The organism is Chryseobacterium sp. G0162 (genome assembly GCF_003815715.1).
GTDB lineage: Bacteria > Bacteroidota > Bacteroidia > Flavobacteriales > Weeksellaceae > Chryseobacterium.
Genome location: NZ_CP033922.1, coordinates 2631727 through 2644459, shown reverse-complemented (window position 1 = coordinate 2644459; position 12733 = coordinate 2631727). Strand labels below are relative to the sequence as shown.

10 protein-coding genes are annotated in these 12733 nt (G+C 36.5%); 8 read left to right on the top strand and 2 right to left on the bottom strand.

Translation table 11 applies throughout. The features are described from left to right. Positions 1-69: 69 nt before the first annotated feature. Positions 70-957 carry a metalloprotease gene (locus EG344_RS12115; RefSeq protein WP_123909652.1) on the top strand — a complete coding sequence of 296 codons (888 nt, stop codon included), beginning with the start codon at positions 70-72 and terminating at the stop codon, positions 955-957. 117 nt (positions 958-1074) lie between these two features. Beyond that, positions 1075-2169, top strand: a complete 1095-nt coding sequence (locus EG344_RS12110; RefSeq protein WP_123909651.1) for an acyltransferase family protein — start codon at positions 1075-1077, stop codon at positions 2167-2169. On the opposite strand, the gene EG344_RS12105 is transcribed toward EG344_RS12110, so the two are convergent. Next, positions 2159-3346, bottom strand: a complete 1188-nt coding sequence (locus EG344_RS12105; RefSeq protein WP_228412729.1) for a porin — start codon at positions 3344-3346, stop codon at positions 2159-2161. The genes EG344_RS12110 and EG344_RS12105 overlap by 11 nt on opposite strands. Before the next feature lie 197 nt (positions 3347-3543). Between EG344_RS12105 and EG344_RS12100 the strand changes: the two genes are divergently transcribed. The 6 genes from EG344_RS12100 (at position 3544) to EG344_RS12075 (ending at position 11324) form a co-directional block, all read left to right on the top strand. Then, positions 3544-4122 carry a tRNA-(ms[2]io[6]A)-hydroxylase gene (locus tag EG344_RS12100; protein ID WP_123909650.1) on the top strand — a complete coding sequence of 193 codons (579 nt, stop codon included), beginning with the start codon at positions 3544-3546 and terminating at the stop codon, positions 4120-4122. A gap of 25 nt (positions 4123-4147) precedes the next feature. Further along, on the top strand, positions 4148-4765 hold the full coding sequence (locus EG344_RS12095; RefSeq protein ID WP_123858277.1) for a DUF502 domain-containing protein: 618 nt from the start codon (positions 4148-4150) through the stop codon (positions 4763-4765). 91 nt (positions 4766-4856) lie between these two features. Continuing rightward, entirely contained in the window at positions 4857-6233 is a 1377-nt protein-coding gene (locus EG344_RS12090) for a tryptophanase (protein ID WP_123909649.1), read from the top strand. Between the two features lie 244 nt (positions 6234-6477). After that, entirely contained in the window at positions 6478-7554 is a 1077-nt protein-coding gene (locus tag EG344_RS12085; RefSeq protein ID WP_123909648.1) for an FAD-dependent monooxygenase, read from the top strand. Positions 7555-7559: 5 nt separating this feature from the next. Next, positions 7560-8717, top strand: a complete 1158-nt coding sequence (locus EG344_RS12080; RefSeq protein WP_123909647.1) for a pyridoxal phosphate-dependent aminotransferase — start codon at positions 7560-7562, stop codon at positions 8715-8717. A gap of 162 nt (positions 8718-8879) precedes the next feature. Then, positions 8880-11324: a TonB-dependent receptor plug domain-containing protein gene (locus EG344_RS12075; RefSeq protein WP_123909646.1), complete on the top strand. Its 2445-nt coding sequence runs from the start codon at positions 8880-8882 to the stop codon at positions 11322-11324. A gap of 110 nt (positions 11325-11434) precedes the next feature. On the opposite strand, the gene EG344_RS12070 is transcribed toward EG344_RS12075, so the two are convergent. Then, a complete protein-coding gene (locus EG344_RS12070) occupies positions 11435-12652 on the bottom strand; it encodes a PQQ-dependent sugar dehydrogenase (RefSeq protein WP_123909645.1) in 1218 nt (405 codons plus the stop codon). Positions 12653-12733: the final 81 nt, after the last annotated feature.

The following is a 12733-nucleotide window of genomic DNA, read 5'->3' as shown; positions in this document are numbered from 1 at the left end:
TTTTTACTACTAAAGTGCTCATACATAAAAGATAATTTCTTACCTTCGTTTTACCAACTAAATAATTATATGAAAAGAAACTTTAATCTCTGCTTTATAGCAGGCGCTATTGCTGCATCATTCCTGACAGCATGTAGTGATGACAAAATGGAAGAAGCTGCTCTTCCTCAACAGGAAAGCCTTAGTGCAAAAATTGAACAACCTGGAGCCGTTGAAAAAAATTGCTCTTATGTTGATAACAACTGGAGCTCCAATTCTGTTTTAATGACCGGACTTCAGAATGCCACAGACACCAATTTTATGAATGCTCAAATGACTAAAATTGCAAGTTTATGGGGAAGAAGCAATCCTACTCTGCGTTTTGTGAACGATGCATCCAATTTTAATTCAACGTATAATGCGATTTCCTATTCTACAGGAAAAATCTATTATGGATACGCCATCTATTATGATGCAAAAGCAAAAGGCGGTGATATTGTCAATGCGATGATTCTTGCTCATGAGTATGGACATCAGCTACAGTATATCTTTGGACTTCCTTCAGTCAATGAAAATACGGCAAGACCTAATGAGCTTGAAGCTGACGGTTTCGCAGGATATTATCTAAGAAGACCAAATGGTTATAACAAAACAAATTTCTCTGAAATTGCCGCTGCTTACGAATTTGCTCAAAGCATTGGAGATTATCAAACCAGTAGCCCAGGACACCATGGTACTCCTGCACAGAGAAGATCAGCTGTTCGTTTAGGTTTCCTTTTAGGACAGTATGACCTTAATGCATCCAACTTTGATTACAATTTCTTCTATTATTATCAGGGAGTTCTTAATGGAACTTACAAAATGGCTAAAAACAAGGTAAACCCAGAAATTGACGCCTACATGAGCCAATATATAGATGAATTAAGAAAAATTCAGTCCGGAGAAATTTCAGCGGAAGAATTTAAGCATCTTCAATAAAGAAACATTCATTTTTAGCATATTTAAGAAAGGAGGCAGATCATCAGGTTCTGCCTCTTTTTATTTGATTTGAAAAATAACGGAAGTTTATTTACTTTTGACCCCATATCTATCATAATGAACAGAGATCTCTATATTGACTTCGCCAAAGGATTGGCTACCCTATCCATTATCTTTATCCATACAGCTTTCTGGTCGGGGCAGTTTTATATTCCTGCAGAAGTAAGGGTCTTTTCCCTTGTTTTTGATGTTGCTTTATTTTATGCATTAAGCGGAATCACTTCAGGAACTAATATTGAGAAAACGTTCTATAGATTGCTCAAATTACAGATCACTTATATGATCTTTGTGACTTTTCTGTTCTTTTTGGATTATTTCTTTAAGGTATTTGGTCTTTCATTCTTTTCTTTGGAGTGGCTGCAGAGTTTTTATTCAACATTTGGATCAAAATATTCCACAACCAGCATTTCAACCATCCCTCAATGGCAGAACCTGGGCAACTGGTATCTTCATCAATATACCAATGCTGATACTTTCCCAGTAGTAATGGGAAGCTTTTGGTATCTTAAAGTCTATTATATTCTTACCGTTTTAGGAGTATTAATCTTAAGATTTTTCCCAAATCATATCAATTGGTTCATTGGGCTTTGTATAGGCCTCACTTTATTATTCAACATCTTCCCGGAATATTACCCAACAGGACAGGTGGGCTATGTAGCCTTTTACATGACAGTATTCTTAATTGGAAACAGAATGCGTGGAAAAAAGATTCCCACTAAAATTGTTCCTGTTTTATATACCCTTGTAGCAGTAGCTTTAATATGGATGTTCTGGTATTACGGAAATGAAATTTTCTATAAGATCAATAAGAATAAATTTCCGCCACAGATTCCTTATATTATTTGGGCGCAGTTTTCATTAGTTACCTTATTCGTTCTTTATAACAGATTAAAAGTCACTAAAGAAAATCTCATCACTTATATAGGTAAAAATGCTATCTTCTTCTATTTTGCACAGGGGATAAGCTCTTCCTTAGTTTACTTTCTGGTGGTTCCTCTGAAAGAAAATATGCCTTGGTGGCTCTTGATTGTTATCATTTATATCATTAATATTATTCTAGCATTCGCTATTTCTGCAGGATTGAAAAAAGTAGATGCATTGGGATGGAATATTCTTGAATTTTTAAAAAAGAAAACAGCTGTTAAAGACTAACTTTCTTACTAAAGGTTCCTGAAAGATCAATTCTGAGACCCAAAGTGAAAACACTCTTTTCTCTTTCTCCTGCTGCTGTTTTTCCCATAGAAAATCTTTGTTCGCTATAAATTTGAGCAAATCTGAAGGGAGAATATGAAAGTCCTACAATAATATCATTCTTTTTGAATCCGGGATCCAGGTGATATTGTTCTGATATAGCCTTTAGATCCGGAACGTAAAGATTATATCCTGCTAAAACCGAGAACTTCTGGAATTTATATTTCCCGAAGACTTCTACTCCTTTGGCATTGAAAACGGTTGTAAGAGGTAATGATCCCATCGCAGGATCAAGGTAAGAACCTTGAGAAAAATCCCCATTTTTCTGTACTACTCCAACAATACTAAAATCGATGATTGGTCCAATATATTTAGTTCCTAAAGAAAAATAAGTAGGTTGCCCTGTTAGCCCAATAATTCTTCCGGCATTGACAAGATCGTCACTAAGTAAAGCTCTGTTATAAGCAGCTCCTGCAAAAAAACCTTCTTTTATCTCATATTGAAGAGAAGCTCCGAATCCATCAATAAACTTAGCATTATTTCCTCCTCTGGCCTGAATCTGCCCACCAATATAGAATGGGCCGAAATGATTTCGATAAATAACTGCCTGATCTGCGCGCCCGGTTCCTGTTTCTCCACCATCCGTTCCTCCGATAAATGTTGCGGATGCCCGTGCTCCAAAAACATTAAACCGGTCTGTATAAGCAGTAACATCACGATAAACACTCCATTGTTTTCCGATGGTAAGGGTTCCGAATTTTCCGAAATCTAATCCTAAATACCCGAGACGGTTACCAAAAACCTGTTGTTTTTGTGCTGACTCTACACTAAAAAAACCGCCTGACAAATTTCCGTCAACATTAAAGGAGGTACCTCCTTTAAACATATTCAACTGAATTTCGCCTCCTGCAATAAACCCAAAGTCACGGTTTTTAACATTTACTTCCAATCCAATTCTGGAAGCATTTTCCTGAAGTTCCAACTTATTATCATATGCCGCCAAATGTCCGCGAAGGCTTGCATAGGGTTTGAACAAGATTTCAAGTGAATCTTTTGTCTCCTGCGCCTGCATGTTTCCTACCCCTATAAAAAGTAATAAATATCCTATTGACAAACAGAACGGTCTTATTATATTCATTCGAATGATTATCTGATTATTAGTTTCGTTACTAGATAGAAATTTAAGAAAAAATATAATAATCCAAGAGCTTTGCCATTTATAAATACGGCATAAAACAAGCGCCTCGTTAAACAAAACCTAACAGAATATAAATTCTACCTCATCAAAAGTACCGAATATGCCTAATTTGTTTTAAATTTACAAAAATTTAAAACATGTTTAAGTTGAAACTCCCAACCGATCCAAGGTGGGCAAACATTGCAGAAGGAAACATCGAAGAAATTTTAACGGATCATGCATGGTGCGAACAAAAAGCGGCTACCAATGCCATTGGTCTCATCACAATGCTTCCTGAATATCCGGAGATCGTGACAGAACTTCTTGCTATTGCACAGGAAGAGCTGGATCATTTCAATCAGGTTCATGAGATCATTAAAAAGCGCGGGTATCAATTTGGAAGAGCTAGAAAGGATGATTATGTAAATGAACTTGCCAAATTTATCATCCAGGGAAGCAGAGAGGATCTTATTGTAGACAAAATGCTTTTTGCAGCCATGATTGAAGCCAGAAGCTGTGAAAGATTTAAGGTTCTTACTGAAAATATCAAAGATGAAGAACTTAAAGTCTTCTACAGAGAGCTTATGATCTCTGAAGCCAACCATTATACAACTTTCATTGCATTTGCAAGACAGCTTGGAGATCCTGAAAAGGTAAATGAACGATGGGAAGCCTGGCTGGAATATGAAGCCAATATTATTAAATCCTACGGAAATAAAGAAACCATTCACGGTTAAAAATATAAACAGTAAAGAATAAACGTTGAAGAAACCAAGCTTTGAAAGTATTGCCAATCTATTCCTGAAAAACTTTTTTCAGGGGCTGGTTATCATTGGACCAATCGGACTTACAATTTTTGTAATCTGGTATATTGTAAGCGCAATAGACAATCTTGTTCCTTCACTTGCAAAACAGGTTCCGGGGCTTGTTTTCGTTTCAATCATATTACTTACTGCTATTTTAGGCTATCTTGGAAATAAATTTGTGGTGGGAAAATTCTTTTTTGACACCATGGATAGCTTACTGGAAAAAACACCGGGAGTAAAACATATTTACACTCCTACCAAGGACGTCATGTCCTCTTTTGTGGGTGACAAGAAAAAATTCAACGATCCTGTATGGGTAAAAACGAATGAAAATCCGGAAATCTGGAGAATCGGCTTTTTAACTCAAAAAGAAATGTCGGACGTTGACAAGCATAATTACGTTGCGGTATATTTACCCCATTCTTATGCCATTTCGGGCTGGGTAATTGTTACTGAAGAAAAAAACATCAAACCTGTAGTAGGAATGACTGCTGCTTCTGCTATGAAGTTTGCAGTAAGTGGCGGTGTTGCCGGGTTCCATTCTGATGAGAATATATTTAAAGCACCGGAATAATACCTATTCTTCTTTAGATGTACATTGATGAATTTGAAAATTATTTTCAAACACATTTTCTTTTACACACAATTTAAAAACATACCAACCCATGAATTTACCGTACGCGGAACCTTTCCGCATTAAAATGGTGGAAGAAATCCACCAATCTACAAGAGCTGAAAGAGAACAATGGCTTAAAGAAGCAAATTACAATCTCTTCAACCTAAAATCTTCACATGTTTATATCGATCTTTTAACAGATTCCGGAACCGGAGCAATGTCTGACAAACAATGGGCTGCATTGATGACTGGAGATGAAAGCTATGCAGGGTCCCGTTCTTTTGAGCAGCTGCAGAATACTGTTGAAAAAATTACCGGATTCAAATACTTATTACCTACCCACCAGGGAAGAGCTGCTGAAAATGTACTATTCTCCGTTTTGGTGAAAGAAGGTGATGTAGTTCCCGGAAATTCTCATTTCGATACGACAAAAGGACATATTGAGTTCAGAAAAGCACATGCCATCGACTGTACGATTGATGAAGCTTTTGATATCAATGACCTTCATCCTTTTAAAGGAAATATCAACCTTGAAAAACTTGAAGAAGTTTATAAAAGCAATCCTAAGGAAAATATACCTTTCTGTCTGATTACAATTACCTGTAATTCTTCCGGAGGGCAGCCTGTCTCTCTGGAAAATATGAAAGCAGTAAAAGCTCTTTCCGACCAATACGGTATTCCGGTATTCTTTGATTCCGCAAGATTTGCAGAGAATGCGTACTTCATTAAGAAAAGAGAGCAAGGGCAGGAAAACAGAAGCATCAAAGAGATCTGTAAAGAAATTTTCTCTTATGGTGAAGGAATGACAATGAGTTCTAAAAAAGACGGGCTCGTAAATATTGGAGGTTTTATCGCTTTAAATAACGAAGAAATCTTCAGAAAAGCATCAAATTTCACCATCATCTATGAAGGGTTCATTACTTATGGAGGAATGGCTGGAAGAGACATGGCAGCTTTGGCGGTAGGTCTTAATGAGGCTACAGAGTTTGCTTATCTCGAAAGCAGAATTTCTCAGGTTGAATATCTTGGAAACAAACTTATTGAGTACGGAATTCCGGTTCAGAAACCCATCGGAGGACATGCTGTTTTCATTGATTCTTTAAATTTCCTTCCTAATGTTTCCCGTGAGGAATATCCGGCCCAGACTTTAGGTCTTGAGATCTATAAAGAAGCTGGAATCAGAACTGTAGAAATTGGAACTTTATTGGCAGACAGAGATCCTGAAACGAGGCAAAACCGTTACCCAAAACTGGAATTGGTACGTCTTGCGATCCCTAGAAGAACCTATACCAACAATCATATGGACTATATTGCTGCCGCAATAAAGAACGTATATGAAAGACGTGAAGAAGTCGCGAAAGGGTATAAAATTACATGGGAGCCTGAAATATTAAGACATTTTACTGTGCAGCTTGAAAAAGCATAAATATAAAAAAAAGCCGGAATTGATTTCCGGCTTTTTATATTGTTCAATTATTCCACAAATACCTTCCTCAAAATCTCACTTATAGATCCTTATATTTTTACTCTTTTCATCTAATTTCTCAAAAAACAAGAATCAATTTAATTCATTTTTTAAAAATAATGAATGATTTTAATTTACTTTTGTACCATAAAAACAGACCGAAAAGTATTTAAACACCAACCTGAAAAAAACCATTATTCCGAACATGAACAAAATTGCTGTCGTGGGCGCTGGTATTTCCGGCTTAAGCATGGCGAATTATCTTGAAAAATATAACATTGATTACCATATTTATGAAAGAAGAAAAAAAGAAGATCTGGCAGGTCATGGCTTTCTTATCCCACAGGAAGGCATTGAGTATCTAACCCAGATTATAGATCCTGCTCTTCTTTTTAAACACGGAAGCTTTCTGAAAAAATATATACAATATTCCCATACAGGAAAAAAATTAGCAGAAAAGGACCTCAACAATGTATTTGCCATTTCAAGACATTCACTCATCCAGCTTCTGTCAGAAAACATCTCTCCTGAGAAAATAACATATAATGCCACAGTAATTCCTTCTGATACAGAAAAAGGAAAACTTAAGCATTCTGATGGAGCAGCTATAGATGCTGAAATAGCTATTGTTTCTGACGGTTCCAGAAGCAGAATCAGAAGAAATCTTTTTAAGGATGAAAAAATGAGACAGGTAAGAGAAAATGAGGTGGTTAATATTATTAAAAATCAAGACATCGCAGCTTCTATTGAAAATGATTTCATGAAATTCCATCACGATCAGGGTGGACTTACTTTTGGAATTCTTAAGCTTTCTCATGATACCATTCTTTGGTACTCTCAGTTTGACAATGAAAAATATAAAGTCAATGAACACACGGCAGAGAATCTGAAAAAGTATATGCTTGAACTTTTTGCAGACTGGCATCCTTTAGTATCCTCCATTATACAACAATCTAACTATGAAAATGTACATTTATGGTGCGTCTACGAGCTGGAAGAACTTAATCCTTTCTATAAAGATAACATTGTATTCATCGGAGACGCAGCCCATCCGCTTATCCCTTTTACCAGTCAGGGAGTAACCTCAGCATTGAAAGATTCTTATATACTGACTAAATATTTAGTTGAAGAACACTCTATTAGAGAAGCTTTCCGCAAATATGAAATGGAAAGGAAGCCTGAAATAGAAATCCACATCAATAATGGCAGAATATTATTGAACCAGTTTCTTCTCCCGACAGACCAACACACAGACAATATTTTACCCATATCTTACAAATAAAAAAAATGTTCACCAATAACGATATCAATTTTGAAGCTTTAAAAAGAAAAGCCTATAACGGAAGATGGGCCACCCTGGAAGAAGGAATTATCCCTTTAACAGCTGCTGATCCGGATTTTAGAACGGCTCCTGAAATAGAACAGGGAATCATTGATTATATAAAGGACGGCTATCTGAGCTATGGCCCGTTTTCCGGACTTCCTGAATTTAAGAAAAGTGTGGCCTATCATTTTAATCAGGAAAAGCATGGTAACTTTACTTCTGAGAATGTACTTGCTGTTAATAGCGCTGCACAGGGAATGTTCCTGATCGCTAAATATGTTTTACAACCTGGTGATGAAGCCATCATTCTGGATCCTGTAGATTTTTTATTTAAAAAATCTGTAGAAACGGCTGGTGGAATCGTAAGGCTGTGCCCGGTAAATACCCAAACCGGTGAAATTGATTTTGAGAAACTGGTTTCTTTAATTAATCCTCATACTCAACTGATAAGCATCTGTAATCCGCACAATCCACTTGGCAAGGTATATTCCAAGGAAGTATTAAAGAAGGTTTCAGAGATTGCTTCAGCTCATGATTTATGGGTAATGAGTGATGAAATATGGAGTGATATTATTTATGATAACAGGGATTTTCACACCTACTCATCTGTTTCTGAAGAAGCCAAAAGAAAAAGTTTTACTGTATATGGATTCTCAAAGTCATTTGGAATTGCAGGATTGAGAATTGGAGCTGTTCTATGTAATGATCAGGAAGTTCTTGAAGATTTTACAGAAAAATCCAATTTCAACTCTACGATAGAAGGTGTTTCTACTCTATCACAGATTGCAGGAAGTGTGGCATTGGAAAAGGCCAAACCTTGGTATAAAGAGTTTTTAAACCACTTGGAACAAAATAGAAATCTGGCTTTCCAGCTTCTGAATGGATCAGGACTTGTAACCCCTAATCTTCCCGAAGCTACTTTTGTATTATTTCCGAAGATTGAAAATGGAATGTCCAGCGATCAGTTTGCACAACATGTTTTACAACATGGAAAAGTAGCCATTGTTCCCGGTTCGGAAAGATGGTTTGGAAAAGGAGCTGAAGGGCACATCAGAATATGCTTTTCTACTTCCAAAGAAATTCTGGAAGAAGGTATTAACAGAATCATTACCAGCTTTTAATGTTGAAAATTTTAATTAAATCAAATATTTTAATTATTATTTTACTTTCATTTAACATAAACAAGATTAAATTAAGACATTCATAACAAATATTTAATTTAAGTATTGATTTACAAATAAATATTGATAATTTTGAGTTAACCACCACTCAAAATTATCAATATGAAGATAAAATACATTAGCGTCATTTTTCTTACGGCATCTTCACTATCTTATGCTCAGCTGGTAAAAGATACCCTGACAAAAGAATCTAAAATTGATGAAGTAGCTATTACCGGAAGCCGAAACAAAAAAAGAACGGTCATTAATACTCCTGTTCCTATTGATGTTATCGATATCAAACAGGTAAGCCAGGCGACAGGCCAGGTAGAAGTAAACCAACTTTTACAGTTCTCTGCCCCTTCCTTTAATTCTAACAAACAATCCGGATCGGATGGTGCCGACGCAGTAGATCCGGCTACATTAAGAGGGCTCGGCCCGGATCAGACTCTTTTACTCCTTAATGGAAAAAGATACCATCAATCTTCCCTGATTAATCTTTTTGGAACCAAAGGAAGAGGAAATACGGGATACGATATGAATACCATTCCTATCGGAGCAATTAAACGGGTTGAAGTGCTGCGTGACGGGGCTTCAGCTCAATATGGTTCGGATGCGATCGCCGGAGTCATTAATGTTATCCTTAATGATCGGGATAAAGGTTTTGAAGGAAATGCTTTTTATGGAATGAACCTTTTTAAAAGTCCGGGAAATAATGATGTCGTTTCCGATCATAAAGTTGATGGAATTACGTTTGATTTCAGCGGAAACCTGGGAACGAAAATAGGCAACAAGGGAGGTTTTGGTAACTTCACTGCTGAATTTATCAACAAAGACTACGCAATCAGAAATGCTAATCCTGAAATCTACAATGATCCTCCAGCTCCAAGACAACGCTTCGGAGATGCAAAAGCTCAAAATGTATATTTCTTTGGAAATATTGAGCTTCCTTTAACTGATGGGCTAAAGTTCTATTCCCGCCAGGGCTTTTCACACAGGAATACCAAAGCTTATGCATGGACAAGAACAGCGGATGATGATAAAAATATCCCTTCGATATATCCAAATGGATTCAATCCTATTGAAAATACAAGTATTACAGATTTTACCTTTGATAATGGGTTAAAATTCAAAGTTGCCAATTGGGATGTTGACTTTTATAATGCGTTTGGAAATAACAGATTTACTTATCAAATCGACCAAACCCTCAATGCAAGTCTGGGGGCCAAATCCCCCACCAGCTTTAATGCAGGAGGGCATTCGCTTTTACAAAACACAACAGGCTTTAACGCCGTTAGGCAATTTAAAGTTTTGAAAGGTCTGAATATTGCGTTTGGATCTGAATTTAGATATGAAAAATTTAATATTATAAAAGGAGAAGAAACTTCATATGCGATGTATGATATTAATGGAAATGTTGTAACCGCTGACACGTCGAAGAATTTATGGGTAGAAGTGCCGGGTTCTGATCCTGTGCGCTATCGCCCAGGAGGTTCACAAGGATTTCCCGGTTACTCAATTGATTTAGGTAAAAGCAGAAATAATTTTGCTGCCTATCTTGATACGGAACTTGACATAACAGATAAATGGATGATCAGTGTGGCAGGAAGATTTGAGAATTACAATGACTTTGGAAGTACATTAAATGGTAAATTTGCCACCCGCTATGCCATTACCCCGCAGTTTGCTTTTCGAGGATCTGTTTCCACTGGTTTCAGAGCTCCTTCTTTAGCTCAGAAATATTACAGTCAGCAATTTACCAACTTCCAAGGGGGTGAGTTAGTGACAATTCAATTGGCTTCAAATGACAGTGATCTTGCTAATAAACTTGGAATAGAGCAACTCAAGCAAGAAACTTCAGTAAATGGAAGTGCAGGATTTACATTCAATACCGGAAAATTCACAGCAACAGTTGATGGATACTATATCAGTGTAAAAAACAGAATCGTTTTGACAGGCTATTTTCCAAGAGAAGAGCTTCCTACAGAACTTCAACAACTCTATCCTTTTATAGATCAAGTTCAATTTTTTTCCAATGCCATAGATACCAAAACTAAAGGTATCGATGTCATATTAAGCTATAGCGAAAATCTGGGATCAGGAAAATTAACGGCTACTTTAGCAGGAAATTATAATGATATGGAAATCACCAGAGTAAATACTTCTGAACAGCTGAAAGGGAAAGAAGATACTTACCTAAGCCCAAGAGAAAGAGCTTTTATTCTTGCTTCTGCTCCAAAAACAAAAGTTAATTTAAACCTCAACTATAAGATCAGTAAATTCAATGTAAATCTTCAAATGGTAAGATTTGATAAAGTAACACTAATCGGATATGATGATTCAGAACAGGTATACAATCCCAAAGTAACCACTGATATCTCTTTTGGGTATGAATTTTCAAATAATCTCAATCTTACTCTGGGAAGCAAAAACATATTCAACAGGTACCCAACTTTGCAAAGTGCACACGTTAGTGATGGGAATACAGAAGCCGGTGGAATTTTTGATCCGGTACAGATGGGATTCGCCGGAAGGCAGGTTTTTGCCCGACTTAATTTTAAATTTTAATAAAGGCTGGAATTGGAAAAGGGAGCAGAAAGTTCCTATTTGACAATTATTGACAGATAATTATTTAACAAAAAAAGAGCCGGGTTGCACATCTTCAACCCGGCTTTTTCTTATTTCTTTGAAATTCTATAAAGCTTTCCACTATCTGTGACGGCGTAGAGGTTTCCATCCATTCCGTCCAGTACATCTCTGAATCGTTCACTTTGGTCTGCAAGAAGGCGTTCCTCTCCTACCACTTTATTATCTTTCATCACAATCCTGTTAATATGCTCACCACTCAGGCATCCAATGAAAAGGTTTCCTTTCCATTCTTCTATATTTCCGGTATAGAAAGTAACTCCGCTTGGAGAAATTACCGGATCCCAATAATAAACAGGTTGTTCAGTACCTTCTTTCTGGGTAATACCCTTTCCTACTTTAGCCCCGGAATATTCAATCCCATAGGTTACATCTCCCCATCCATAATTTTTTCCTGGCTGAATAAGATTAATTTCATCACCTCCTCTTGGTCCCATTTCCACATCCCAAAGGTTTCCGTTTGGGTCAATAGCTAAACCTTGAGGATTACGGACTCCATAAGCATAAATTTCAGGTTTATATCCTTGTTTTCCTATAAATGGATTTCCTGGAGCTGGCAATCCGTCTTTGGTGATCTTAATGATCTTTCCTAAATAATTATCTGTTTTCTGAGCATAGACTCTTGTTTCTTTATCAGATCTTTCTCCTGTACTAACAAATAAATTTCCATCTTTATCAAAAACAAGCCTGCTTCCATAGTGTTTATCTCCATCATAAGAAGGTTCTGCGCGGAAAATCACTTTTACATCTGAAATTGATTTAAAATCCTCTGATAATTTTCCTTTCGCTACAGAGGTAAGGTTTCCTTTTCCAAATGGCTCTGAAAAACTAAAATAAATAGTAGAATTGGCTTTAAAATCAGGATCCAATGCTACATCAAGCATTCCCCCTTGTCCTTTAGAGTCTACCTTTGGAAAGCCTTCTATCTTGGAGACCTGTTTTCCATCTTTTGATACAACATTCATAGATCCTCGTTTATCTGTGATGAGGAACCTTCCATCCGGTAAATTAATAATTCCCCATGGCTTCCCAAGGTCTTTATTCAATATCTCCACATTGTAAGCGGTATTTGTTTTTACGGCCTTTATCCGTGTTTGTCCTTTAAATGCAGGCTGATATTCAGAATTGGGTTTTTCTGTCTCTACGCTCCCTTCATTTCCGGTTTGTTGGGCATGTGCATTATTCTTTTTACACGAAGATAAAGTCAGAAAAAGACTAAGCATTGGAATATAAAATTGATTGATTTTCATACTATTATGATTAGGTGTTCGAAAATGAATGGAAAAATAATGCCATAAAATAGCTTATTCAAACTTTAAGACAACAACTAT